Origin of the sequence: Haloimpatiens myeolchijeotgali (assembly GCF_042688525.2) — a bacterium.
GTDB lineage: Bacteria > Bacillota > Clostridia > Clostridiales > Clostridiaceae > Haloimpatiens.
Genome location: NZ_JBHWAB010000001.1, coordinates 3521868 through 3547454, shown reverse-complemented (window position 1 = coordinate 3547454; position 25587 = coordinate 3521868). Strand labels below are relative to the sequence as shown.

The window sequence follows — 25587 nt, the reverse complement described above, 5'->3', positions numbered from 1 at the left end:
ATAATAGGTAATAAATCAAAATATATGACATATTATATTAAAATTACGTATGAAAAATATATGAGGTGTATATATAAGTTTTAAAACTAAAATATATGCAAACATAAATACTAAATAAAAATAGACATTTAGCCAAAGGGGTGATTAAAGATGAATAGTAAATACAAATCTAAAATTTCAAGTTCTATTACAATTAAGATAATGATGCAAATTTTAATATTATTAATTGTAGCCTGTGGTGTTTTAAGTATAATATCTTACAAAAGTGCATCAACGGCTTTAGAACAAAATATAAGGAAGAATTTACAATCTAGAACAGAGGATGTATGTAAATTATTAAAAAAAGAAATAAATACAAGAGCAAACAGTTTAAATTCTGTTGCAACATGGCCTAGAGTTAAATCTATGAAATTAGAAGAACAAAAAGATGAACTTGAAGGTGAAGCTGAAAATTGGGGATTTAAAAGATTTAAAGTAGTGGATTCTAAAGGAAATTGTACTACTTTTGAAAATAATTCTGTAATAAATATAAGGGACAGTTCATATTTTTCAGAAGTTATGAAAGGAAATGAAGTGATTACAGATCCATTTTTTAGTGAAGCAGACAATATTGAAATTGTAGATATATATGTACCAATCAAAGGTGAAGATGATACAGTAAAAGGGGCATTAGTAGGAGTTTTTGATTTAGGAGATTTGAATAAGGTAGTTAAAAGTGTAAAAGTAGGGGAAAATGGATGTCCTTTTATAATTAATGAAAAAGGAACATATGTAGCAGCTAGAAATTTTGATTTAGTTTTAAAAGGAGCAAATGATATAGAAGGCGCTAAAAAAGATGAAAATTTAAAGGAGTTTGCAGAATTAGGCAAAAAGATGATAAATGGAGAAAAAGGATTTGGAAGTTATAGGTATAATGATAAAGTAGAATTTATGGCATATGAGCCTATACCTAATACTAAATGGTTTTTAGGATTATCAGTTCCTAAAGATGAAATATTTGATGTAGTTGAGAGTTTAAAGTATAAACAACTAATATTTACATTCATTTTTATAATTTTAGGGCTACTAATTGGATCATTTATTTCAAAGAAAATAAAAGAACCTTTATATAAAATGAGAGAACACACTAAACAATTAGAATTATGTAATTTAAAATATAAAACTGATTTAAACTTAAGTGACGAATTTGGACAAACTTCTAAGTCACTAAATGAAGCTACTCACATGCTTTCAAAAATAATTTGTAAAGTAAAAGATGGAAGTGAAAACACATTAGAAAGTACAAATAAAGTAAAGGTAGCATTTGAAAAAATAAATGAAGAAGTAGAGAAGGTAGCAGCTGCATCAGAAGAAATTTCTGCAAGTATGCAGGAAGTTTCAGCATCTACTGAGGAAGTTACATCCATGGCATCAGCAGTAAAAGAAGATGCAGATAATGTAAATAAAAGTGCTGAAAATGGATTGAATTTAGCTAAAAATATAGAGAAGAAAGCTAATACAATTAATAAAGAAGCTTTGAAGTCAAAAGAAAATATCGATGATGTATATAAACAATCTAAACATAAATTAGAAAGTGCAATAGAAGGTGTAAAAGTTGTTAAAAATATATCTGAAATGGCAGATAGTATATTATCAATTTCAGAACAAACAAATTTATTAGCACTCAATGCAGCAATTGAAGCAGCTAGAGCAGGAGAGCATGGAAAAGGATTTGCAGTTGTAGCTGAAGAAGTTAGAAAACTTGCAGAACAATCTTCTAGTGCGGTAGGAAATATACAAAATAATGTTAAAAAAGTATTAAGTTCGGTTAATGAACTTTCTGATGCTTCAAAATATATGTTGAGTATTTTAGAAAAGGATGTATTTGCGGATTATGAAAAATTAATAGGTATCAGTGAAGAGTATAATAAGGACGGAATAACTTTCAAAAATATAATTGAAAATTTTGCTGATGTTTCTAGTAACATATCTATTTCTATAGATCAAATATCTAAAAGTATGGAAGAAGTTGCTCTTTCAGTACAACAGGTAGCAGGATCTTCTTGTGAAATAGCTGAAAATATATCAGAAGTTAACCATAAGAGTGATGAAGTTCTATCAGAAACAAATTGTAATGCAGAGAATTCAAGAAATTTAACAGAGCTTGTAGAAAAATTTAAAGTTGAATAAATTTAAATAGCAATATACTCAACTTTCGCAGGTAAAAAATAGCCGCTACGGGAAATGATATCTTGCTTAGAACTTGTAAACTTTGTTCAAATGTTTCTTACGCAAAATATCATTTCCCTTCGCTAAGCAGTATTTTTTTACTGTGAAAGTTGAATAATATAAATATGAAATAAAAAATAGTATATATAGAAATTTAAGCCTTAGCAAGTAATATTGTATGCTAAGGCTTTATATTTTAAAAGATGTAAATATTAAAAATAGATATTAATATAAATCTATGTAGATTTTAAATCACAACATTGACCATGTCTACATATTTATATAATATATTAAGCAATTTATTTGGAGTGTTTGTAAGTGTTATATGCACTAATCATGGCAGGAGGAAAAGGAACACGACTTTATCCATTGTCTAGGAACAGTAATCCTAAGCAGTTTTTAAAGGTCATAAATAATAAAAGTTTCTTAAGGAATACGGTAGATAGAATAAAACCGTTAGTAAATAGTGAAAATATTTATATTGTAACCAACAAAGAATATTATGAATCCATATGTAATGAAGTTCCTGAAATAAATAGAGACAATATATTTGTTGAACCTAGTAATAAAGAGACCGCTACCTGTATAGGTCTTTCTGCAGTGAAGCTGTTAAAGAGAGATAAAGATGCAACTATGATAGTTTTACCTTCAGATCACCATATAGAGAAAGTAAATGAATTCCATGATACAATGAAACAAGCAGTTGAAACAGTGCAGAGAAGGAGAGGTCTTGTAACAATAGGGGTAAAGCCTACAAGACCAGAAACAGGTTATGGGTATATAAAATATGCCGAAAGAATAAACAGTAGAATACCAACTTATAAAGTAGAAAGGTTTTTAGAAAAACCAAATCTTGAGGTAGCAAAAGATTTACTTTTAGATGGAACTTATCTCTGGAACAGTGGAATGTTCGTATGGAGAGCAGATGTATTCCTTAGGGAGATGGAAAAATATTTACCAAAGACATATAAAAGACTTATGACAATATATCAAGCAATAGATACGGAAGAAGAAGACAAAGTAACAGACGAACAGTATGAACTTATAGAAGGAATATCTGTTGATTTTGGAATAATGCAAAAGACGAGAAAAGCCTATGTTATAAAGTGTAATTTCGTATGGGATGATATAGGAAGTTTTGAGTCATTGAGTAGATTTTTATCAAATTACCGAGGAAATAATATAAGTGGAAATGCATTTATGGAGCAAAGTGAAAATTGTTCTATATTTGGAGATAGAAAACTCATAATAGGATTTGGAATAAAAGATTTAGTGATTGTAGATTCAAATGATGTAATATTAGTTATGGATAAGAATAAGGATCAAGAACTTAAATACTTAGTAAACAAAATGAAAGACAATAAAGATTTAAGTGAATATCTATAATGAGAAATTCCAGGGGTGATTCTTTTTAGAAAAGCCTCTGGAATTTTTATTTGAAGCTATATTTAAAATTTGGTAATGGCAGTGGTATAATTAAAAAAGTGATTATAAGATAGGGGGACAGGTTATGACTAAAGTATATTTTGTGCGGCATGCCAAACCAGATTTTTCAATACATGATGATTTAACACGACCACTTAATGAAGAAGGAATTAAGGATTGTAAAAGAGTAACAGAATTTTTGATAAATAAAAATATAAATAAAGTTTTTTCAAGTCCATATAAAAGAGCTTTTGATACGGTAAAAGATTTTGCACATAAATCAAATTTAGAAATTGATATTATAGATGATTTTAGGGAAAGAGCAGTTTCAGATGGTTGGATAGAGGATTTTAACACATTTGCGCAGAGACAATGGGAGGATTTTGATTATAAATTATCTAATGGTGAAAGTCTAAATGAAGTCCAAAAAAGAAATATAGCGGCTTTACATAAAATATTAATTGAAAATGAAGATAAGAATATTGTGATTGGAACCCATGGAACAGCATTGAGTACTATAATAAATTATTATGATAAGAATTTTGATCATAGTCAATTTCAAAGGATAAAGCATTTAATGCCATTTATTGTGTGTATTGATTTTCAAGGTACAAAGGCAATTAATATAGAGGAATTTATTATACATGAATAAAATTTTGACATATACGTGTGAGGCGATGAAAGTTGAAAAAATATGAAATCCCTTTTAATTTTGATTTGGAACTTTTAAATTTTTTAGATGAAAAAATAGATAAAAATTGGATAGAGTTTTTATTTCTATCTCCTTTCAAAGAAGATAGTACTAATGCTAGAAGTCATGTTGAAAATGTGAAAAGACAGTATGATACATACACAGTTCCTAAAACAAGAGAAGAGTATACGAAATGCATATATGAAATAGAAAAAAGAGGATATAGACCTGCTGTATTGTTTCAAGAAGATAAGTTAATGTCAAAAGAAAAATTAGATTATTATTTTAAATTAGGTATTAAAGATTTTATAGTAAATAGTGATAAATTAGCAATATATATTAAAGATAAAAATCCTGATTACAATGTAGTAGCTTCTATAACTAAAATTCTTAGTGCAAAAGATATTTGGGAAAAGGATTATTCTATGTACGATAAAATAGTTTTATATTTTCCGTTTAATAGGGCTATAGACAGGTTAAAAGAATTACCTACTAAATATAAGTATATAATTCTTGCAAATTCTTATTGTGCCTATAATTGTGTAGAGGCTAAAAAACATTGGAGTAGTACTACAAAAGAAGCTCTAACTATTAATTGTGTTAGAAAAAATAATAAAGATAAGCTTATATATATTCCACCTGAATATACACATATTTTTGAACCATATGTAGCAAATTTTAAACTTCAGGGAAGAGAATACCCAACTTATATGTTAGCTAATGAGATATATTACTACTACAATAAACTTCACAATCCTCAGGCAGGAGTCATATACAATAGATTAAGTCCATTTAATCAACAGGAATATTTTAATGCTGCTAGAGATTTGAAATTTGTAGTATATGGAGGATTTACTCCTCAAAGTCCAACAACTCCTAATTCTCCAAATACACCAGGTGGATTTAAATGGTCTGCATAAAGCGTAAAATTTTTACTATAAAAATTGAGTTATAAAGAAATTTTAGGCTGAAATTTAGACATTTAAGACAAGAGTTTGTATTTTTCAACCACCATGTATTAAAGCGGAGTTAATAATAATATAAACTTAATATAAATCATTACTAGGACAGCAGCTGTCACATAATTTTTTTAGAGTAATAATATTCAAAAGAGGAGTGAGGAGGTTATATTATGTCTTTTTTTACAAGGAATGATTTATATAGAGTTGAAATTAATGAAGTATGTTATGTTCCTGCTACTATGTTAGGGGGAAGAGCAGGTACATATCCAACTTTAGAATCAATAGAAAAGAAAGGTAATTATGGGTCTATTCCAGTTGGAACTAAAGGTTGGATAGTAGAGAAATTCGGTAAGAAATATTTTAGACCAGACGAAGACCAAGAAGGTATAGATTTGTTTACACCAGCAAATCAACCTATTGTTTTAGTGCCTTACAAAGTTGTTGATGGACACTACAAAAAAATATGATGAAAATGAAATGTCTATATGTTAATGAAAAAAGAAAGTCTATAAGTACATTTGTATTACGTATTTATAGACTTTGTTTTTTTCATATATTAATCTCCTTGTATGGAAGAAATTATTTTTTTTGCTTTATCAGGATAGTTAGTAATTAATCCAGATATTTTACCTTGTGCTAATTGTTTAATTGCAGACTCTTCATTTACGGTATATGTGTTTATAGCTAAATTATGAGAGTATGCACCCATTATAAATTCTTTAGTAAGTGTTATATAGTAAGGATGAAGAGCATCTACTTTTATAGATTTAGCATAATCCCAAGGTTCAAATAAAGAGGACATATAAAGCATACCAGTTTTAACTTTAGAATTTAATTGTTTGATTTTTACTAAAGAGTAATGATCAAAAGAAGATATTATTGAACGTTCTAACATATCATATTTTTCTAACATATTTAAAACTTTTTCCTCTATATTAGGATATAATCTGTATCCTGCTTTTATTTCCAAGTTTATAAATAGAGAAGTAGGTTTTATCAATTTTAAAACTTCTTCTAATGTAGGAATTCTTTCATTATTAAATTCTTTACTATACCAAGAACCTGCATCTAATTTTTTTAATTCTTCTAGGGTGAAACTTTTTATCATACCTTTGCCATTAGTGGTTCTGTCTACTTTTTCATCATGCATTACTATAAGGTATCCATCTTTAGATAAATGAACATCTAGTTCTATACCATCAGCCTTCATTTCTATAGCTTTTTTAAAAGCAGCTAAGGTGTTCTCAGGAGCATAACCAGATGCTCCACGATGAGCTTGAATTTTAGTAAAAGACATATATATACCTCCCTTTAATTTGCTTAGATAAATATTAAATTCTATAATACAAAATAAATATCCTCCATTAAAAAATCAACATAAATTTTAGTTTTAAATAACTAAAATTTGTGAACTGTCCCCAATTTTTATATAATTAACCTGAGGAATACAAGAAAATTATGTATATTAATGATAATATTTTATTAAAAAATTCAAATGTAATGAGGTGTAAATATGTATAAAATACTTATAGTAGAAGATGATAAATCACTTTGCTGTAAAATAGGAGAAAGAATTTCAAAATGGGGATTTGATATAGCTTCTATAAAAAATTTTGAAAATATTTTAGAGGAATTTGCAAATTATAATCCTCATTTAGTAATCATGGATATAAATCTACCTTGTTTTGATGGTTTTCATTGGTGTAAACAAATAAGAAATATGTCTAAAGTACCAATTATATTTTTATCTTCTAGAGATAGTAATATGGATATAATAATGGCAGTTAACATGGGAGGAGATGATTTTGTAACAAAACCTTTTTCTATGGATGTATTGTTAGCTAAAATCCAAGCTGTACTTAGAAGAACTTATTCTTATGGAGAAGATAAGGGACAAATAATAGAATGTAATGGAGCTATTTTGAATATAAACGATGGAAGTTTAAGCTATAATAATGAGAAAATAGAGCTTACTAAAAATGAATTTAAAATGTTACATTTGTTTATGAAAAATAAAGGAAAAATAATATCTAGAGAAAGAATTATGAGAGTACTTTGGGAATGTGAATATTTTATAAGTGAAAATACACTAACTGTAAATGTAAATAGACTTAGAAAAAAGCTTGAAGATGTAGGATTGAAGAATTTTATAGTAACTAAAAAATCTCAAGGATATATGATACCATGAGTTTTTTTAAATATATAAAAGATTTATTTTGGACAATCTTACATTTTATTTTAGTAGTTTTAATTATAAATTTAATTCTAATAACTAGTGTACCTTTAAGTAAATCTATTTATGATCTTATGTATATGAATATACTTATATTTTCAATTTCATTTACATTTTTAATAGCAGGCTATATAAAGTGGAAAAAAAATTATAAAGATTTAAAAGAGGCTCTTTATAATGGAACAAATATAGATAAATATGTTCCAGAAGGTGATAAGTTAGAACAATATCTAATAAGGAAAATAATAAATTGCAAAAATCATGAAATGACAAAGAATTCAAGAAAGTTAAAGGAAGATTTAGAAGAGATAAATGACTATATGGCAAAGTGGGTGCATCAAATCAAAATACCAATTTCAGTGTGTGAACTTATAGCAGATAAAATAGAGCAAGAAGAGAACATGTATACAGCTTCAGAGGAACTTAGAGTAGAACTTGAAAGAATAAAATTTTTAATTAATCAAGTATTGTATACTAGTAGAGCTTCCAATTATTCAGAAGATTTTACTGTAGAGGAAATGAATCTTCAAAGGTTGGTTAAGAGTGTAGTTAAGAATAATGCTACATTTTTTATAAATAAAAAAATAGAATTAGAAATAAATGATTTAGATTTTAATGTGTTTACAGATAAAAAATGGATTTCATATATATTAGACCAGATAATAAATAATGCTTGTAAGTATGTGAGTGAAAATGGTAAAATTCAAATTTATGCAAAAGAAGATGAAGAAAGTATAAGGCTTTTAATAAGAGATGATGGTTTGGGTATACCGAATAAGGATATACAGAGAATTTTTGATAAAGGATTTACCGGAGATAATGGAAGAAAAACTACTAAGTCTACAGGTATGGGTCTTTATATTGTAAAAAAAATGATTTCAAAATTAAATCATAAGATAGAAGTGTCTTCCCAGGTTTCACAATATACAGAGTTTACTATAGTTTTTTATAAAATATGTGATTATTTAAATGTGACATAAATGTAATATTAATCCTTAAATTGTCATCTGAATTGATGGAACGGCTATTTTTAAAGTAATAAAATAAAGTTGTAAAGAAAAATTAGTTAAAACCGGGAGGACATAATATGGAAATAGTACTTGAAACTAAAAATTTAAGGAAAGAATATGGAACAAAAGGAATGCTTTTTTCAGCTATAGATGGTATAGATTTAAAAGTTCATAAAGGTGAATTCTTGGGAATTATGGGTCCATCAGGAGCTGGTAAAACTACACTTCTAAATATGTTATCAACCATTGATAAGCCTTCTTCTGGAGAAATATATTATGAAGGTAAAGATGTAAGTAAAATGAAAAATAGAGATCTTGCAATTTTTAGAAGAAATAATGTAGGATTTATATTTCAAGATTTTAATTTACTAGATAGTATGTCTATAGAGGATAATATAGCACTTCCTCTTGCATTATCAAAGGTAAAAAGTGAAAATATTAAAACAAAAGTTGAAAATTTAGGTGAATTTTTTGGACTTAAAAATCATCTTAAAAAATATCCTTATCAATTGTCAGGAGGACAAAAACAGAGAGTAGCAGCTGCAAGGGCTATTATAACTTCTCCATCAGTAGTATTTGCAGATGAGCCTACAGGAGCACTAGATTCAAAGTCATCTTCAGAACTTTTGCAATGTTTATCTAAAATGAATGAACAATTTAATACTACAATTATAATGGTAACTCATGATGCCTTTACGGCTAGTTATTGTAAGAGAATTTTATTTATAAAAGATGGAAAGATACATGCTAGATTAGATAAAGATGTATCAAGAAAAGAATTTTTCAAGAGAATTCTTGATTTACTTGCATCCATGGGAGGTGCAGTAAATGAACTCTTTTAAGATAATTTTAATGAATTTTAAACATAATATAAAAAAATATATATTATATATTATGGCAATGGCTTTTTCTGCAGCTGTTTATTATAACTTTTTATCTATGAAATATAATCCTCAATTTTTAAAAATGAAGGGTGCATATAAAGATATAGATGGTTGCTTTCAGGCAGCTGCTTTTATTATGATTATGTTTTTAATATTTTTTATAGCGTATTCTAGTAATTTTTTCTTAAATCAAAGAAAAAAGGAAATAGGAGTATATGCTTTCATGGGAGTTGATAACTCTAAAATAGGGTTTATATTTGCTACAGAAGGCTTGCTAATTGGTATATCATCCATAATAATAGGAGTTATTGTAGGAATATTATTTAGTAAACTTTTTATAATGATGCTTGCAAAAGTAGCACTTTTAGATATAACAGTTAAGTTTTTTATAGCGAAAAAAGCTATAATAAATACAATAATTACTTTTGCAATAATTTTGTTTTTTACTTTTTTAAAAGGTTATATTGATATAATTAGAACTAATTTAATAGATTTAATGAATGCTTTGAAAAAACAAGAAGAACTTCCTAAGGTTAATTATTTCAAAGGTATAGCTTCAATAATTATAATTGCAAGTGCATATTATATAGCAATAAATTATAAGCTGCAAAGTTTAGGAAATGCATTTTTGCTAGCTGTAATCCTTACAACTTTAGGAACTTATTGGTTTTTTGGTTCTTTTTTTTCTATGTTTATAAGACATCTTATAAACAAAAAAAGTTTTTTATACGATGGGGTTAACATTGTAAGCTATTCTAATATAGCGTTTAGAATAAAAAATAGTTATAAAACTCTTGCTGCAGTAGCAATTTTAATAGCTGCATGTATAACATGTTTTGGCACAGTAAGTTCAATGAAATATTTTGTAAACAATACTCATGACATAGAAGTTCCATATACTCTTAGTTATATATCTAATGATAAGGGTACAGTAAATATTGCAGATAAAATTATAAAAGATTCAAATCATAAAATACAACTTAAGGAAAAAACAAAGTTTTTACATGCACCAATTAAAAATGCTAAATATAGAAAATCAGTACTAATATTAAAACTTTCAGATTTCAATACTATATTAAATGATTTAAATGTTAAAAAAAGAGAAGAGATATTGTCTAAAGCTAATCTTTTAAAAGGTGAAGCAGTATATGTAGAGAGAGCAGGTCAGATGCTCACTCTTTTAGAACCACTAGAAAACATAAAAATAAAAGATTTTAATTTTAATATAAAAATTAATACTAAAGTACCTGTTTTTGGTAATGGATTACCTATACCTTGTCTAATAGTTAATGATAAAGAATATGAATCAATTAAACCAATGTTTAAAGAATATCAATTTAACGGATTTATATTAGATAAACCAGAAAATACTAAGAAATTAACTAATGATTTAAAAAAAGTATTACCTAAGGATGCATCAAAAACAATATTTACTTATGAAATGGGTGGAAAGAGTAAATATCATTTTATAGGTATGCTTTATTTTGTAGGAGCATTTTTATCACTAGTATTTGTATTTGCTACTGGAAGTATAATTTATTTCAAAACTTTGAGTGAATCTTTTAGAGATAAAAGTAAGTATGAAGTACTGAGAAAAGTAGGAACTACAAATATAGAAATTTATAAGGCAATTTCAAAACAGGTAGCTATATTTTTTATATTACCTTTATTAGTTGGTGCTATTCATAGTATAGTTGCAATTTCGGTATTAAGCAAAATGATGATATATAATTTAATTGTACCAACATCTATAAGTATAGGTATATTTGCACTAGTATATGGAATATTTTATATAATAACTACAAGGAAATTTATAAAAATTATAAGTCCTAAAAGTTCATATTAATAACAAGATAAGTGAGACTATAGGTTCAATATATAGATTTATTATTAGTTTTTATTATATTCATGAGTACTTAATATAAAAATAATCCATACTATCAATGAGTAATTATATGGTTCAACTTTTGTAGTTGAAAACAATCGCTGCGGAAAATGATATATTGCTCTGAAACCTTTCACTTCAGTAACAAGTTCTAAGATTTATTCATATTGAAAAAATAACTTTTTTCAAATTCATAAAATTAAGAACTTGTAAACTTCGTTCAAATGTTTCTTACGCAATATATCATTTCCCTTCGCTAGACAGTCTTTCTGTACTGGAAAGTTGAATTATTAATGACGAAGGAGTGGATAGTATGAAAAGTAAAAATAGAAAAGAATGGACTAAGGAAAATTATTTGGCTAATGGTACTAAAACTCAAAACCAGTGGGCAAAGAATAAGTTAAATACAACAACAGAAGAACCAGGAATGAATGAAAGTGGAATGGAAGCAAAGAAAAAAGGTTTTTAGAAAAAATCAAATAAAAATTTTTATAGGCTGTTGATAAATATAAATTATCAATAGCCTATAATTTTACAGTTATTAGAGCTTATTTTTCACATTTAGGAATTTCATGGGTTTAATAAATTTAAATAGAAGGCTGTATATGCTATTTGAAGCTGATTTTGATGAATTGTTTTAACATTCGAAATAAAATGATAAAAAAGTTGATATAATATGTAAAAGTTATATAATTTAATTATACTTTTAAGTAATATTAAGGGTATATTAATCAAAATATAAGTGGTGATAATATGTTTTTAATGATAGACAATTATGATTCTTTTGTTTACAATTTAGTGAGATATTTACAAGAATTAGAGCAAGAAGTTTTAGTTTATAGAAATGACAAAATTACATTAGAAGAAATTGAAAAGATAAATCCAGAGGGTATAATAATTTCACCAGGACCTAAAAGTCCAAAGGATGCAAATATTTGCCTAGATGTAATTAATAAATTTAAAGGATGTATACCAATACTAGGAATATGTTTAGGTCATCAGTGTATAGGTAATTATTTTGGAGGAAAGATTATTAGAGGCAAAGAACCTGTACATGGGAAAGTTAGTTTTATAAATCATGATGGTAAAGGAATATTTAAAGAATTAAAAAATCCTTTAAGGGTAACAAGATATCACTCATTAATAATAAAAAGAGAAAGTTTGCCAAAAGAACTTGTTGTAACAGCACAAACAGATGAAGGAGTTATAATGGGAGTTAGGCATAAAAAATATTTTATAGAAGGGGTTCAATTTCACCCAGAAGCTGAATTAACAGAGTGTGGACATGCAATGTTAAAAAATTTTATAGATAAATGTAAAGAAAATTTTTGAAACTTAAAGAGGTGAGCTTATGAATTTATCTATTAAAGAAATAAATACTCACTTAAATGCTTTTGAGGTTTATTCTATTTTTAAAAATGAAAAAGATACTATTTTATTGGATAGTTCAAATGATGATGAAAAACTTTCTAGATATTCATTTGTAGGAATAAATCCATTTTTAAAATTTAAGGCTGTTGGAAATGAAATAAATATAGGAAATATGAAAATACAAGGTGACCCTTTTATAGAATTAGATAAATTAATAAAAAAGTATAGTATAAGTTATGAAAGTGATATTCCTTTTTTATGTGGGTGTATAGGTTATTTTTCCTATGATATTGGAAAAGTAATTGAAAAAATACCAGATACATCTAAGGAAGATTTTAAAATACCAGATGCGTATTTTATTTTTTATGATAACTTAATTGTGTTTGATTTAATAAATAATAAGACTTATATAACTTCTTTAGGTATATTAGAAGAAGGGGAAAAAAGTATTAATTTTATAGAAGAAAAAATAGAAAAAGGTAGTAAGATAGAAGAAAAAATGTTTGAGTCAGAAAATACAAAATTTTATTCTAATTTTGATGAAGAACAGTATATAAAGACTGTAGCTAAGGTAAGAGAGTATATAAGAAATGGTGATATTTATATCACAAATTTAACTCAGAGATTGTGGTGTTATAATGAAAAAAATTCTTTTGACATATATAAAAAACTTAGAACTATAAATAAAGCGCCTTTCTCTGCTTTTTTAAATTTGGATGATTTTTCTATAATGAGTTCATCGCCGGAAAGATTTATGAGTATAAGAAATGGCAAAGTACAAACTAGACCAATCAAAGGAACAAGACCTAGAGGAAATACAAAAGAAGAAGATGAAAAATATAAGAAAGAGCTAATGAATAGTGAAAAGGATAAAGCTGAACTTCTTATGATAGTAGACCTTGAAAGAAACGATTTAAGTAAGGTGTGTAAAAAGCACAGTGTAAAGGTAAGTGAACTTTTTAAATTAGAAAAATATGCTACGGTATTTCATTTAGTTTCAACTGTAGAAGGGGAGTTAAGGGAAGATGTTTCACCAGTACAATGTATAAGAGAATGTTTTCCAGGAGGCTCTATAACAGGAGCACCAAAAATAAGATCTATGGAAATAATAGAAGAATTGGAAGGATTAAAGAGAAATTTATATACAGGTTCAATAGGATATTTTGATTTAAGAGGTAATGCAGATTTTAATATAGTTATAAGAACTATTGTAAAGAAAAATGATAAATGCTATTTAGGAGTTGGTGGGGGAATAACTTATGACTCTATAGAAAAGATGGAGTATGATGAAACAATAGATAAGGCAAAAGCATTGATGAGGGTGTTATAGATGGTAATAGTAAATGGAGAAAAAGAAAATAAAGTTTTTATAGATGATAGTTTTTATTTTGGAAGAGGAATATTTGAAACTATAATGATTTTTGAAAAACCATTATTTTTAAAAGAACATATTAACAGAATTAATGAAGGAGCCAAATCATTAGGAATAAAAAATAGAATAGAAGAAAAATATTTATTAGAAGAAATTAAGAAAAATAATATAAATAATTGTGTTCTTAAAGTGGTTTTAACAGATAAGAATATAGTTTTGACAACAAGAAAAAATACGTATACTAAGGAAATGTATGATAAAGGATTCAATGTAACCATAAGTGATGTTAAAAGAAATTCTACATCTATTTTGAGTTATATTAAATCAGTAAATTATATAGAGAATATTTTAGAAAAAAACAAAGCAAAACAGCAGTGTTTAGATGAAGTTATTTTTTTAAATGAAAAAGATATATTATGTGAAGGAAGTTGTTCTAATTTATTTTTTGTAAAGCAAGGACAAATTTTTACACCTAAAATAGAATGTGGTCTTTTAAATGGTACTATAAGGAAATGGATAATAGATAATTTTAATGTCATAGAGGGAGAATTTCATTTACAGGATTTATTAAATGCAGATGAAGTTTTTTTTACAAATAGTGTAATGGGGATTATGAAGATAAATAGTATACAAAATGGGAAAAGTTCAAATACAACTATGAATAAGATTTATACCCAAAATGGGATTATAAATAAAATTTATAATAGATATGAGATATATGTAAAAAGGCATGGGGGGAATAATAATGATTAACGAAGAAAAGATTAAAAAGGCAGTTGAATTAATTATAGAAGCTATTGGTGAAGATAAAGAGAGAGAAGGACTAGTTGAGACACCAGATAGAATCGCAAGAATGTATAAAGAATTATTTGCAGGTATAGGTGAAAATGCTTCAAAGCATTTAAGTAAAACTTTTAGTGTGGATAGTAATGATTTAGTAGTAGAGAAAGATATAACATTTTATTCTATGTGTGAACATCATTTTTTACCTTTCTATGGTAAGGTACATATTGCATATATTCCAAATGGAAAGGTAGTTGGACTATCAAAGCTTGCAAGAACAGTAGAAGTTTATTCAAAAAAACCTCAACTGCAAGAGCGACTTACTACAGAAATAGCTGACTCTTTAATGAAATACTTAAATCCTCAAGGTGCAATGGTAGTTATTGAAGCTGAACATATGTGTATGACTATGAGGGGAGTAAAGAAACCTGGAAGTAAGACAGTTACTTGTGCATATAGAGGAAAATTTGAATATGATAAAGATCTAAAAGATGAAGTATTTAGACTTATAAAATAGTTTTAAAGAAAGGGTTTAATAAATGGATAGAGTAAATGCTATTTTACATAATGAAAAATATAAAAAGTATTTAAATAAAATTTCATTATATGAAGTTGATAGAAAATTTTGCAAACATAATATAGAACATTTTTTAGATGTAGGTAGAATTGCATATATAATGGTTTTAGAGAAAAAATTGAAATACTCAAAAGAAATAATTTATTCTATAGCGTTACTACATGATATTGGTAGATGGAAACAGTATGAGGAAGGGATATCCCACGAAAAAGCAAGTGCTGAACTAGCAAAAAATATATTAAAAGATGTAGATTTTAATGATAGTGAAATAGAAATTATACTTAAAGCTATATTAAAACATAGAAAAGAGCAAAAAGCAGAAAAAGATGAACTTTGTAATCTTATATATATGAGTGATAAATTATCTAGAAAATGTTTTAGTTGTAGTGCTAGCTCAGAATGTAATTGGAAAGAAAGTATGAAAAATTTAAACATAAAATATTAAAAGTTTGTTAGTAGTTGTAGGAGGGAAGTTTATGAATAATATAATGAAAATAGGGAAAAAAGATTTTAAAATTGGAAAAAGAACTTTTATTATGGGTATATTAAATGTTACTCCTGATTCTTTCTCAGATGGAGGAAAATTTAATAGTATTGATATGGCAATAGAACATGCAAGAGAAATGATAGAACAGGGAGCAGATATTATTGATGTAGGAGGGGAGTCAACAAGACCTAATCATACTCCTGTTGGAGAAGAAGAAGAAATAGAAAGAGTAATTCCTATAATAGAAGCATTAAGAAAAGAATTTGATATACCTATTTCAATAGATACATATAAGGGAAAAGTGGCAGAGCGTGCTATACAAGCAGGAGCTAATCTTATAAATGATGTTTGGGGATTTAAAAAAGATCCATATATTAAAGAGGTAGCAGCAAAGTATGATGTACCTTGTTGTCTTATGCACAATAGAAATAATACTGAATACAAGGATATAATAAATGATATGATTGATGATTTAAAAGAAAGTATAGATATAGCACTTGAAGCAGGAGTTAAAAAGGAAAATATTATTTTAGATCCAGGTATTGGTTTTGCTAAAACACTTGAACAAAATTTAATTGTTATGAATAATTTAGAGAAGTTTAAAGTGTTAGGATATCCAGTACTTTTAGGAACATCACGAAAATCTATGATAGGAAATACATTAAATCTTCCAGTAGATGAAAGAGTAGAGGGAACTCTAGCAACTACAGCTATAGGTATAGTTAAGGGTTGTGAATTTATAAGAGTACATGATGTTAAAGAAAATAAAAGAGTTTCTGATATGACAGATGCTATTGTAAGAAGATAAAAATACAGGATGTGATTATATGGACAAGATTTATATAAAGGATTTAGAAATATATGCAAATCATGGAGTGTTTCAAGAAGAAAAGAAATTAGGTCAGAAATTTTTAATAAGCATAGAATTAGAATTAAATTTAAGAAAAGCAGCAATTACTAAAGATTTAACTAAATCTATTGATTATGGAAGGCTATGTTGTGAAGTTGAAGAAGAATTTAAAAAGGAAAGTTATGATTTAATAGAAACAGCGGCAGAAAAAATATCAGAATTTATTTTAGAAAAATATGATATTGTAAAGAAAGTAAAAATAGTTTTAAAAAAGCCTTGGGCACCTATTGGAAAGCCGTTAGATTATGCAGCAGTAGAGATTAATAGAAAATGGCATAAAGCCTATATAGGATTAGGTTCAAATATAGGAGATAAAAATAAGAATTTATCAGATGCAATACAAAAGATTGATGAATCAAAGTATTGTAGAGTTATTAAAAAATCAAGTTTCATAGTTACACCACCTTGGGGATATACTGACCAGGATGAATTTTTAAATGGGGTTATAGAAGTAGAAACAACTTTAGAGCCTAAAGAATTAGTTGTATTTCTTCTTAACATAGAAAAAGAATTGAAAAGAGAAAGAATAATTAAATGGGGACCAAGAACTATAGATTTAGATGTATTATTATATGATGATATTATATCAGATGATGAAGAGATAGTAGTTCCTCATCCTAGAATGCATGAAAGAATGTTTGTACTTGAACCTTTATCTGAAATAGCACCATATAAAATTCATCCATTGCTTAAAGAAAGAATAATTGATATAAAGAAAAAATTAGAAAAATAATATAATGGGAACATACATATGTTTGTATAAATCAAACACATATATGTTCCCTTGTTTTTATTATACCATTTTAATACATTTTACGCCAATGTTAAGTATTAATAACTGTAATTGAATTATTTACTTTTAATATTAATCTAGTAAATCGAGCATCAATATTTGATATATTTTTGCAGCAATTTTTTTAATAAAATTAAGTGATTTTATTAAAAGTAATATATGAGAAGGTGAGTGAATATTAATCTAATAACAAAGATATTAATATTACATCAAATATAATTAAGTTTGAAGATTTAAAAAATTAAAAAAAATTAAACTGGCCAGTAAATATTAAAAGTTTGTAAATAAATATACAAGTATATTGACATTAGGAAACTTAGGAATATAATGGAATTAGATTGCACTACCCAGTACAAATTTTTATTATTTTTGGACTAATAATTTTTATTAATTTATTAGGAGGAATCATTATGAGTATTAAAGATTCAATTGAAAAAGGCGCTAAAGCCAAGGTAATAGAAAGTATAATCAGTCTTTTAGAAAAGAATCCAGAAAAAAATGTAGATAGAATTTTTTCTTTAGTAAGAAAATTAACTAAAGATGAGCATCAAATTGAACAAATTGATGTTGTTTATGACATGTATAAGAACAATCCTGCTACACATAAATTGGTTATGAATATTTTAACTAAAACAGATAGAAAATGTCTAAAAAAATTCTTTACTAATTTCTTTGCAAATGCTAACTGGTATGCAGGTCCTAAGAGAGAGAAATATATGAAAGATGAAAATACAAAGATTCCTTTCGTTATGCTTATAAGCCCATCTATGAGATGCCCATTACATTGTGTAGGATGCTATGCCTCAAATTATAGCAAAGAAGATGATATACCAGAAGAAGAAGTAGAAAGATTAATTAAAGAAGCAAGAGATTTAGGAATATATTGGATCATAGTATTAGGAGGAGAGCCATTTGTAAACAAATATTTGCTTGATTTATATGATAAATATGATGATATGATGTTTACTCCATTTACTAGTGGTTTATTTATAAATGAAGAAGTTGCAGATAGACTTAAAAATGCAGGAAATGTATTCCCAATGCTTTCAATAGAAGGTTTTGAAAAAGATACAGATGCTAGAAGAGGTAGTGGTGCATACAAAAAAGTTACTCATGCAATGGACGTGCTTAATGACAAAGGAGTACTATTTGGAGTGTCAACTGCTGTAACAAGGACTAATATTGATACTGTTTTATCAGATGAATTTACAGATATGCTTATTGAAAGAGGTTCTAAAATGAGCTGGTACTTCTTGTTTATGCCAGTAGGAGCAAATCCAGATTTTAATATGATGTTAACTGCTGAACAAAGGGTTATGTTAGGAAGAAGAACTCATGAAATAAGAAAAACAAAACCTTATTTTACAATAGATTTCTTTAATGATGCTCCATTTGTTGGAGGATGTATAGCTGGAAAATATTATTTCCATGTAAATTCAAAGGAAGATGTAGAACCTTGTATTTTTGCTCATTTTTCAAATGTTAATGTGAAGGGTAAACACTTAATAGATGCGTTTAGAGATCCATTCTTCAAAGAATTAAGAAGAAGACAACCATATAATAAGAATATGTTATTACCATGTATGATGATAGATAATACAAATGTTATTAGGGAAATATGTTCAGATGTTGGTGCTAAACCAACAGATGCAGGTGGAGAAGCAATGCTTCATAGTAAAGAATTTCATGAAAAAATTGATAAGGTAGCTGAAGAGTTTAAACCTCTAGCAGAAAAAGAATGGAAAGAATCTTTCAATGAAAAAGGAAATGACGAATTTGCAAAAGGCTAACTAATTATAAAAGTATAGAGTATAAAGAACAAAGTATAAATAGAAAAAATTATACTTTGTTCTTTTTATATTAAAAAATTTATAAAATTATATGTCTTTGTTTTTTATAAATCTGGATTTACTATTTTTTTATATGCATTTAATGTATTTTGAGCGGTTTTTTTCCAAGAAAAAAGTTTACATCTTTTGAGACCTTTAATTCTTAATTCTTTTTTTAAATTATCGTTACATAAAACATTTGTCATAGCATTTGATAATTCAGTTATATTTAAAGGATTTATAAGTACTGAACTATCACCTACGACTTCTGGTATAGAAGTCGTATTGGAAGTAATGACAGGAGTTCCACAGCTCATAGCTTCTAGAGGAGGAAGACCAAATCCTTCATAAAGTGATGGATATACAAATACATCACATGCATTATAAAAAACAGGAAGAAATTTATCTGGAACAAAGCCTGTAAAACATACATTAGAATTAATATTTAATTTATCACATAGTTTTAACAAGGGTTTACCCTCAGATCTATAAGAACCTAAAATTACAAGCAAATATTCTTCATTAAGTTTATTGTAAATTTTAGAAAAGGCTTCTATAAGAGATTTTACATTTTTTCTGTTACTAAAGCCACCTAAATACAAAATGAAAGGTTTATTGATATTGTAGTGTTTTCGTATAACAAATTTACATCTTTCTTTATCTAGTGGTTTATATCTTTTATTGGCAGCAAGTGGAGTTACAAATATTTTATTAGGATCAATAGGAAAAAATTTAAGAATGTCTTTTTTAGAGTATTCAGAAACGGTTAATAGTCCATCGCAATTTTCAATAATATATGGCATTTGTTTTAAAAATTTTATTAAGTAACTTTTTCCTACAGTTTCAGGCATTATATAAGGAATAAGATCGTGAATTGTAGCTACTTTTTTACATGTTATGTTTTCTGCCAAACCAATTCCGTTTTGAGGTACATGGTATAAATCTATTTGTTCTTTTTCAATGTTTGATGGAAAATAATTACATTGAAAAAACCTCTTATGTTTTTTGGAAGTCATCAAAATTTTTGTGTTTTCTTTTTCTAATATATTATAATTCCTTCCTGACCAATATATATGATAATAATTTTTATTGTCTATATGGATAAGTTCTTTTATTAGATTTTCTGTATAAGTTCCAATGCCAGTACCACTATACCAAGTAGCACCTCTTGCATCAATTGCAATTTTCATTTGATCCTCTCCTTAATAATATTTGTAATGTGATAATATATGTATTTAATAATGAGATTGTTAATTGGTAATTTGTTTCTGAGGGAAATGATATCTTGCTTTTTTATTGTTCTTATACTTAATAATATTTTATATTTATAAGGTATATGATATTTTACACAAATTTATTTAACTATAAATTAGATATTTAAGTTTAATGAAATTTTTAAACATATTTTTATGTCTAAATATATCAAAATACAAGGTAGCAAGTAATAAGAATTGCTTTGTATCACACAATGTAAAATTGTTACATATAATACATATATAATAATGTAGTGGAGGAAGTAATTTGAATACAGCACTAGTTAAGGAAATAGTTGAGAAAAAATATGATATACATGTAAATTGTATTGATAAAAATAAAAATGTTTATCATATTCAAGCTTTTGAAGGAAATTTTTGCTTTAAAATTATAAAATATAGTTTTGGACATTTCTTATTTATAATAAATGCAATGCGGCACCTCCAGAATAAAGGATTTCAAAATATCCCCAAATTTATAGTAGCAACAGATGGAAAAGATTATATAGAAATAGAAAATAAATATGCTTATTTAACAGAATGGATTGATGCTAGAGTGTGTGATTATGAAAAATCATTAGATCTCATAAGAGCAGTATCTAAATTAGCAGAATTGCACAAAAAAAGTGTTGGTTTTCAAGTTACTAAAAATATGAAACCTAGAATAGGGTGGCTTCAATGGATTAAAGTATTTGAAACTAGAACTAACGAAATTTTAGATTTTAAAAAAAGAATTGATGATAAAAATAATAAGACAGAATTTGATTTGTTTTATTTAGATATGATGAATAAAGAATTACAACGATCAGAAAAAGCTATTGAAAATTTAAAGAAGAGTAAGTATGTTTCAAAAATGAAAAAAGAAATTATCAAAAAAGGATTTTGTCATCATGATTATGCTCATCATAATGTTCTCATAAGTAAAGAAGGAACAGTAACTTTAATAGATTTCGATTATTGTATGTTAGATACTCATTTACATGATTTAGCTAGTATATTAATAAGAACTATGAAAAATGGAAAATGGTCTATGCAAAAGGCATTATTTATTTTAAACAGCTATCATTCAATTAATAAAGTATATGAAGATGATATTCCTATAATCTCTGCATTTATGGAATTTCCACAAGCATATTGGCAAGTTGGTATTCAGTATTATTGGGAAAAACAACCTTGGGGAGAAGAGTTTTTTCTAAATAAGTTAAATAAAATTTATATGGATAATGAGCAGAGAAAAACTTTTATTAATAAATTCAGATACTTTAAATATGATATATAGGAGGAGTGTCATGAGCAAAAAGCATAATGTTGATGGTGTAGATTTAAAAGAGGAAAGTATACAACGATATGATGAAATGTTAAATGAATTAAAAAGCGAAGTAGAAAGACTGAAAGCCATAAAAAAAAGAAAGAAAAAAATAAGAAAATTAGAGCGAGAAAAAAAAGAAATGTTAATAAAGATAAAAAATAAGCATAAATAGAGGTGTGTTTATGCAACAAATAATATATAGAAATCTTCAAGAGTATATTGAAGATGCTAAAATACAAATTATTGATGACTTGCATGTTGAAAATGATATCTTTTTGAAAACAATTAATGAAGAAGATGTTGAACGTCAGTTATACTTAATAAGTGAATTTCATAAAAAAATGATGGGCTGTGATGAATATGTTTTAGAGAGAATAGCAAGTAACACAGGAAAAATAGTTGAACAGTACAAGGTTGAATTGAAAAAAGTGAGAAGAGATTTAAGAAAAATAAGAGAAAAAGGTATAAATAGTAATTTTGAAAAAATTTTATTAACAGAAGGTGAACAAATTATTGCTAAAGGTGAAAGATGTATAGATAGTATATATTTTGGAGGATATACTGATTTAATAGTGAGAAGTATGGATAATAAAGAGATATGTCTTGGAGATGTTTATTTTTCAAATTTAAGGTTAAAAGAATCTAAAATTCAGATAAAAAATATAAAAAAAATAAAGTATAACATGGTAGAAGTAGACGGATTTAATTTATTGAATAAGTTAAAGAAAAAAGAATTAAATTTAGATTGGGGTAAACTAGTAAGAGCATTTTGTTATTTTGAAAATTTAGAGAAAAATAGCGAAAATTTTATTTCAGGATTATTGAATTATCCTTACGAATTTGTTAAATGTTGTAGTAGATACAGAAAGAAGAAGAAGTGGAGCAGTGAAAAATATGAAAATAAGTTGAAGAAGATCATAATCAAAGAGCGAGAGAACATAATTTAAAGAGGTGAAAATATGATTTATACAAAAATTAGAGATAGAGAATTTTTGTGTGAGTATGATTTAGATATAAGTTTGTTTAAACGATTTGATTTAAATGTATATGATGTAGTACCAATTAGAAAAGCATTTATAGTATGTACAGATAAAGGAAATAAAATTTTAAAAAAAATAGATTACCCAATAGAAGAACTACATTTTATTAGTAAGGTATTGAAATATATAAACCAAAAATTTGATAGAACTATTAAGTTTGTAAAAACACATGATAACCAAATATATTCTATTTGGAATGATGATGTTTATTGTATTATGAATTTAGTTAAGGGCAGAGAATGTGAATATAGCAACCCAGTGGATGTGGAAATTGTTACACAAGCTTTAGCACAATTTCATAGAGCAGGGGAAGGAATAATAAAAAAAATTAATTATGATAATAAAAATTATGCTGGAAAGTTAATCAATATATTGAAAAGAAAAAAGGAGGAAATGATTTTTTTTAAAAATATAGCTAATTGGTATGAATCAAAAAGTAAATTTGATTTAATTTTTTTAGATAATGTAGATTATAATTTAAATGAAATAGATAGAAGTATAGATATAATACAGAAATCTGATTATTTTAAGTTAAGTAATGAAGAAGATAATCTAGTGCTTTGTCATCATGATTTAGCTCATCACAATATATTAATAAATGATAGTGAAGCGTATTTTATAGATTTTGATTATTCAGTTATTGATTTAAAAATACATGATTTGTGTAATTTTATAACTAAAGTAGTTAAAAGATTTGATTATGACATAGAAAAGGCTAATGATATATTAGATATTTATACAAGATATTATACATTAAATAAAGATGAGCTAGAAGTTTTATACGGAATGTTTGTATTTCCAGAAGATTTTTATTCTATTGCTAGAGGTTATTATACAAAAAGAAAGAATTGGTCATCAGAAGTTTTTTTAAGTAAACTAGAAAGAAAAGTAAATTTACAAGAACCTAAACAAGAATTTTTAGATGATTTTAGAGAAAATTTGTAAAATAAATTATAAAGTATAAATGTTAATAAAAGCTTTAAAGTTTCAATTTTAAAATTTTACTTGAAACTTTAAAGTTTTTTTATGTAATATATGTATTTATTCTTTCTTTTTTCAATTTTAAATTTTCACAAAATTCATTGAAGTAGCATATTTTATATAAGGTAGACTTATATTTTGGAGAGGTTAATATGAAAATAGGAGATATTGTTGTAAGAAAATCATATGGAAAAGATGTTACATTTAAAGTCATTGATATAAGGCATGAGAAAGGTAAAGATATTTATATTCTTAAAGGAATTAATATTAGAATAATAGCAGATTCACCTAAAGAAGATTTGGAAATTACATCTTCAAAAAGTTTAGGTGAAAAAGATGAAATTTTTAATAGAAAGGTAAAACAATCAATAAAAAGGATATTGACTACAAGAGCTGATGATGTAGAAGTTATGAGTGGAATGACACTAAAAAATAAAGAACTTAAGGATAAAGATTTGTATTTCGGGAGGCCAGGAAAAGTACTACACATAGACGGGGATGGGGATTATTTAGAAGTATGTTTAAAAACATATAAAAGGATAGGAATAGATGTTGTAGGTAAAGTATTGCAAGAAAAAGAACAACCTAAAAATGTAGTAAATTTGGTTAAGGAATATAAACCAGACATTGTTGTAATAACAGGACATGATAGTATGATTAAAGGAACTAAAAATTATATGGATTTAAACAATTATAGAAATTCAAAGTATTTTGTTGAAAGTGTAAATGAGTTAAGGAATTACGAAGCAAACTACGATAACTTAGTTATTTTTGCAGGAGCATGTCAATCTTGTTATGAAGCTATATTGGGTGCAGGTGCTAATTTTGCTAGTTCTCCAAGTAGGGTACTTATTCATTGTTTAGATCCTGTATTTACTTGTGAAAAAATCGCGTATACAAATATTGAGAAGATAGTGTCTATTCAAGAAGTAATAGAAAATACAATTACAGGAACAAAGGGAATAGGTGGACTTGAAACAAGAGGAAAATATAGACAAGGATTTCCAAAATCACCTTATGTATAAATTAAGTTTAACTTGGTAACTAAAAATTCACAATTAAGAATTGAAAATTTGAGAATATTAATAATAAATTAAGTAAATAATATAAATAATTGATTAAATGGGTTTATGTTTTAGAAATATGTATATTTTTCAAGTTAAGTTACAGTATTGGGGAGTATTCATAGAAAATTAACAAAAGATTTATATTGACAACACATAGATACTGATGATAAAATAATAAGTTCTTGACAAATAAATTAGCGTATGATAAAATGTATAATGAGGAAAGAGGGTGTTAGGATGCAGAGGAGAGATGTATTAGCTTCCATTAAGAATGAGATCGATAAACATATAGGAGAAAGAGTGACATTAAAGGCTAACGGTGGAAGAAAAAAGATATTAGTTAAAAATGGAATAATAGAAGAGACATATCCTAGTATATTCATCGTTAGATTAGAAAGTGACACCCAAAGGAGAGTATCATATAGTTATTCAGATGTTCTAACTAAGACTGTTCAGCTAAATTTTGCAGGCTAAAATAATATAAAAAAGTACTATTTTTATAGTGCTTTTATTTTTT

26 protein-coding genes are annotated in these 25587 nt (G+C 26.3%); 24 read left to right on the top strand and 2 right to left on the bottom strand.

Annotated elements, in window-relative coordinates:
- The first annotated feature begins 150 nt into the window (after window positions 1-150).
- From ACFIJ5_RS15935 to ACFIJ5_RS15915, 5 genes are all read left to right on the top strand, one after another.
- On the top strand, window positions 151-2169 hold the full coding sequence (locus ACFIJ5_RS15935) for a methyl-accepting chemotaxis protein (RefSeq protein ID WP_379808771.1): 2019 nt from the start codon (window positions 151-153) through the stop codon (window positions 2167-2169).
- A gap of 357 nt (window positions 2170-2526) precedes the next feature.
- The gene (locus ACFIJ5_RS15930; protein WP_379808768.1) at window positions 2527-3594 is read left to right on the top strand and encodes a mannose-1-phosphate guanylyltransferase; all 1068 of its coding nucleotides are present in this window, start codon (window positions 2527-2529) and stop codon (window positions 3592-3594) included.
- Between the two features lie 124 nt (window positions 3595-3718).
- Window positions 3719-4285: a histidine phosphatase family protein gene (locus ACFIJ5_RS15925; RefSeq protein WP_379808766.1), complete on the top strand. Its 567-nt coding sequence runs from the start codon at window positions 3719-3721 to the stop codon at window positions 4283-4285.
- 32 nt (window positions 4286-4317) lie between these two features.
- Window positions 4318-5244, top strand: coding sequence for a hypothetical protein (locus ACFIJ5_RS15920; protein ID WP_379808764.1), 927 nt, complete (start codon window positions 4318-4320; stop codon window positions 5242-5244).
- 212 nt (window positions 5245-5456) lie between these two features.
- On the top strand, window positions 5457-5753 hold the full coding sequence (locus ACFIJ5_RS15915) for a hypothetical protein (protein ID WP_379808762.1): 297 nt from the start codon (window positions 5457-5459) through the stop codon (window positions 5751-5753).
- A gap of 89 nt (window positions 5754-5842) precedes the next feature.
- On the opposite strand, the gene ACFIJ5_RS15910 is transcribed toward ACFIJ5_RS15915, so the two are convergent.
- On the bottom strand, window positions 5843-6583 hold the full coding sequence (locus ACFIJ5_RS15910) for a glycerophosphodiester phosphodiesterase (protein WP_379808760.1): 741 nt from the start codon (window positions 6581-6583) through the stop codon (window positions 5843-5845).
- 216 nt (window positions 6584-6799) lie between these two features.
- Here ACFIJ5_RS15910 and ACFIJ5_RS15905 point away from each other — a divergent pair, with 216 nt between their 5' ends.
- The 13 genes from ACFIJ5_RS15905 (at window position 6800) to ACFIJ5_RS15845 (ending at window position 19381) form a co-directional block, all read left to right on the top strand.
- Window positions 6800-7474, top strand: a complete 675-nt coding sequence (locus ACFIJ5_RS15905; RefSeq protein WP_379808758.1) for a response regulator transcription factor — start codon at window positions 6800-6802, stop codon at window positions 7472-7474.
- Window positions 7471-8499: a sensor histidine kinase gene (locus ACFIJ5_RS15900; RefSeq protein ID WP_379808756.1), complete on the top strand. Its 1029-nt coding sequence runs from the start codon at window positions 7471-7473 to the stop codon at window positions 8497-8499. The genes ACFIJ5_RS15905 and ACFIJ5_RS15900 overlap by 4 nt, the downstream gene beginning before the upstream one ends.
- A 107-nt stretch (window positions 8500-8606) precedes the next feature.
- Complete coding sequence (locus ACFIJ5_RS15895) at window positions 8607-9371, top strand: ABC transporter ATP-binding protein (RefSeq protein WP_379808754.1); 765 nt, start codon at window positions 8607-8609, stop codon at window positions 9369-9371.
- A complete protein-coding gene (locus ACFIJ5_RS15890) occupies window positions 9358-11259 on the top strand; it encodes an FtsX-like permease family protein (RefSeq protein ID WP_379808752.1) in 1902 nt (633 codons plus the stop codon). The genes ACFIJ5_RS15895 and ACFIJ5_RS15890 overlap by 14 nt, the downstream gene beginning before the upstream one ends.
- Before the next feature lie 352 nt (window positions 11260-11611).
- Complete coding sequence (locus ACFIJ5_RS15885) at window positions 11612-11767, top strand: hypothetical protein (RefSeq protein WP_379808750.1); 156 nt, start codon at window positions 11612-11614, stop codon at window positions 11765-11767.
- A gap of 284 nt (window positions 11768-12051) precedes the next feature.
- Window positions 12052-12630: an anthranilate synthase component II gene (locus ACFIJ5_RS15880; protein ID WP_379808748.1), complete on the top strand. Its 579-nt coding sequence runs from the start codon at window positions 12052-12054 to the stop codon at window positions 12628-12630.
- Window positions 12631-12649: 19 nt separating this feature from the next.
- On the top strand, window positions 12650-13999 hold the full coding sequence (gene pabB / locus ACFIJ5_RS15875) for an aminodeoxychorismate synthase component I (protein ID WP_379808746.1): 1350 nt from the start codon (window positions 12650-12652) through the stop codon (window positions 13997-13999).
- Window positions 14000-14794, top strand: coding sequence for an aminotransferase class IV (locus tag ACFIJ5_RS15870; protein ID WP_379808744.1), 795 nt, complete (start codon window positions 14000-14002; stop codon window positions 14792-14794). It abuts the gene before it with no gap.
- Entirely contained in the window at window positions 14787-15341 is a 555-nt protein-coding gene (gene folE, locus ACFIJ5_RS15865) for a GTP cyclohydrolase I FolE (protein ID WP_379808742.1), read from the top strand. The genes ACFIJ5_RS15870 and folE overlap by 8 nt, the downstream gene beginning before the upstream one ends.
- A 22-nt stretch (window positions 15342-15363) precedes the next feature.
- Entirely contained in the window at window positions 15364-15846 is a 483-nt protein-coding gene (locus tag ACFIJ5_RS15860; protein ID WP_379808740.1) for an HD domain-containing protein, read from the top strand.
- A 43-nt stretch (window positions 15847-15889) separates the two neighbouring features.
- The gene (folP, locus tag ACFIJ5_RS15855; RefSeq protein WP_379809628.1) at window positions 15890-16696 is read left to right on the top strand and encodes a dihydropteroate synthase; all 807 of its coding nucleotides are present in this window, start codon (window positions 15890-15892) and stop codon (window positions 16694-16696) included.
- Between the two features lie 19 nt (window positions 16697-16715).
- The gene (gene folK / locus ACFIJ5_RS15850) at window positions 16716-17531 is read left to right on the top strand and encodes a 2-amino-4-hydroxy-6-hydroxymethyldihydropteridine diphosphokinase (protein ID WP_379808738.1); all 816 of its coding nucleotides are present in this window, start codon (window positions 16716-16718) and stop codon (window positions 17529-17531) included.
- Between the two features lie 470 nt (window positions 17532-18001).
- Window positions 18002-19381, top strand: coding sequence for a radical SAM protein (locus ACFIJ5_RS15845; protein ID WP_379808736.1), 1380 nt, complete (start codon window positions 18002-18004; stop codon window positions 19379-19381).
- A 104-nt stretch (window positions 19382-19485) separates the two neighbouring features.
- Here the strand turns inward: ACFIJ5_RS15845 and ACFIJ5_RS15840 are convergent, their stop codons facing one another.
- On the bottom strand, window positions 19486-20610 hold the full coding sequence (locus ACFIJ5_RS15840; RefSeq protein ID WP_379808734.1) for a glycosyltransferase family 4 protein: 1125 nt from the start codon (window positions 20608-20610) through the stop codon (window positions 19486-19488).
- A 331-nt stretch (window positions 20611-20941) separates the two neighbouring features.
- Here ACFIJ5_RS15840 and ACFIJ5_RS15835 point away from each other — a divergent pair, with 331 nt between their 5' ends.
- The 6 genes from ACFIJ5_RS15835 to ACFIJ5_RS15810 all read left to right on the top strand — a co-directional run bounded on the left by ACFIJ5_RS15835 (window position 20942) and on the right by ACFIJ5_RS15810 (window position 25544).
- Complete coding sequence (locus ACFIJ5_RS15835; RefSeq protein WP_379808732.1) at window positions 20942-21952, top strand: CotS family spore coat protein; 1011 nt, start codon at window positions 20942-20944, stop codon at window positions 21950-21952.
- 10 nt (window positions 21953-21962) lie between these two features.
- The gene (locus ACFIJ5_RS15830; RefSeq protein WP_379808730.1) at window positions 21963-22154 is read left to right on the top strand and encodes a hypothetical protein; all 192 of its coding nucleotides are present in this window, start codon (window positions 21963-21965) and stop codon (window positions 22152-22154) included.
- Between the two features lie 10 nt (window positions 22155-22164).
- Complete coding sequence (locus tag ACFIJ5_RS15825; protein ID WP_379808728.1) at window positions 22165-22929, top strand: hypothetical protein; 765 nt, start codon at window positions 22165-22167, stop codon at window positions 22927-22929.
- A 12-nt stretch (window positions 22930-22941) separates the two neighbouring features.
- Window positions 22942-23967, top strand: a complete 1026-nt coding sequence (locus ACFIJ5_RS15820) for a CotS family spore coat protein (RefSeq protein WP_379808726.1) — start codon at window positions 22942-22944, stop codon at window positions 23965-23967.
- 188 nt (window positions 23968-24155) lie between these two features.
- Window positions 24156-25028 (top strand): sporulation peptidase YabG, encoded by an 873-nt coding sequence (yabG, locus tag ACFIJ5_RS15815; RefSeq protein ID WP_379808724.1) that lies wholly within the window; start codon window positions 24156-24158, stop codon window positions 25026-25028.
- Between the two features lie 279 nt (window positions 25029-25307).
- Entirely contained in the window at window positions 25308-25544 is a 237-nt protein-coding gene (locus ACFIJ5_RS15810) for a Veg family protein (protein ID WP_379808722.1), read from the top strand.
- Window positions 25545-25587 lie beyond the last annotated feature (43 nt).

Excerpts from the sequence above, each read along its gene's own strand:
- ACFIJ5_RS15935 (WP_379808771.1), top strand. The coding sequence starts at position 151 with ATGAATAGTAAATACAAATCTAAAATTTCAAGTTCTATTACAATTAAG.
- ACFIJ5_RS15925 (WP_379808766.1), top strand. The coding sequence starts at position 3,719 with ATGACTAAAGTATATTTTGTGCGGCATGCCAAACCAGATTTTTCAATA.
- ACFIJ5_RS15915 (WP_379808762.1), top strand. The coding sequence starts at position 5,457 with ATGTCTTTTTTTACAAGGAATGATTTATATAGAGTTGAAATTAATGAA.
- ACFIJ5_RS15910 (WP_379808760.1), bottom strand. The coding sequence starts at position 6,583 with ATGTCTTTTACTAAAATTCAAGCTCATCGTGGAGCATCTGGTTATGCT.
- ACFIJ5_RS15905 (WP_379808758.1), top strand. The coding sequence starts at position 6,800 with ATGTATAAAATACTTATAGTAGAAGATGATAAATCACTTTGCTGTAAA.
- ACFIJ5_RS15900 (WP_379808756.1), top strand. The coding sequence starts at position 7,471 with ATGAGTTTTTTTAAATATATAAAAGATTTATTTTGGACAATCTTACAT.
- ACFIJ5_RS15895 (WP_379808754.1), top strand. The coding sequence starts at position 8,607 with ATGGAAATAGTACTTGAAACTAAAAATTTAAGGAAAGAATATGGAACA.
- ACFIJ5_RS15890 (WP_379808752.1), top strand. The coding sequence starts at position 9,358 with ATGAACTCTTTTAAGATAATTTTAATGAATTTTAAACATAATATAAAA.
- ACFIJ5_RS15885 (WP_379808750.1), top strand. The coding sequence starts at position 11,612 with ATGAAAAGTAAAAATAGAAAAGAATGGACTAAGGAAAATTATTTGGCT.
- ACFIJ5_RS15880 (WP_379808748.1), top strand. The coding sequence starts at position 12,052 with ATGTTTTTAATGATAGACAATTATGATTCTTTTGTTTACAATTTAGTG.
- pabB (WP_379808746.1), top strand. The coding sequence starts at position 12,650 with ATGAATTTATCTATTAAAGAAATAAATACTCACTTAAATGCTTTTGAG.
- ACFIJ5_RS15870 (WP_379808744.1), top strand. The coding sequence starts at position 14,000 with ATGGTAATAGTAAATGGAGAAAAAGAAAATAAAGTTTTTATAGATGAT.
- folE (WP_379808742.1), top strand. The coding sequence starts at position 14,787 with ATGATTAACGAAGAAAAGATTAAAAAGGCAGTTGAATTAATTATAGAA.
- ACFIJ5_RS15860 (WP_379808740.1), top strand. The coding sequence starts at position 15,364 with ATGGATAGAGTAAATGCTATTTTACATAATGAAAAATATAAAAAGTAT.
- folP (WP_379809628.1), top strand. The coding sequence starts at position 15,890 with ATGAAAATAGGGAAAAAAGATTTTAAAATTGGAAAAAGAACTTTTATT.
- folK (WP_379808738.1), top strand. The coding sequence starts at position 16,716 with ATGGACAAGATTTATATAAAGGATTTAGAAATATATGCAAATCATGGA.
- ACFIJ5_RS15845 (WP_379808736.1), top strand. The coding sequence starts at position 18,002 with ATGAGTATTAAAGATTCAATTGAAAAAGGCGCTAAAGCCAAGGTAATA.
- ACFIJ5_RS15840 (WP_379808734.1), bottom strand. The coding sequence starts at position 20,610 with ATGAAAATTGCAATTGATGCAAGAGGTGCTACTTGGTATAGTGGTACT.
- ACFIJ5_RS15830 (WP_379808730.1), top strand. The coding sequence starts at position 21,963 with ATGAGCAAAAAGCATAATGTTGATGGTGTAGATTTAAAAGAGGAAAGT.
- ACFIJ5_RS15825 (WP_379808728.1), top strand. The coding sequence starts at position 22,165 with ATGCAACAAATAATATATAGAAATCTTCAAGAGTATATTGAAGATGCT.
- ACFIJ5_RS15820 (WP_379808726.1), top strand. The coding sequence starts at position 22,942 with ATGATTTATACAAAAATTAGAGATAGAGAATTTTTGTGTGAGTATGAT.
- yabG (WP_379808724.1), top strand. The coding sequence starts at position 24,156 with ATGAAAATAGGAGATATTGTTGTAAGAAAATCATATGGAAAAGATGTT.
- ACFIJ5_RS15810 (WP_379808722.1), top strand. The coding sequence starts at position 25,308 with ATGCAGAGGAGAGATGTATTAGCTTCCATTAAGAATGAGATCGATAAA.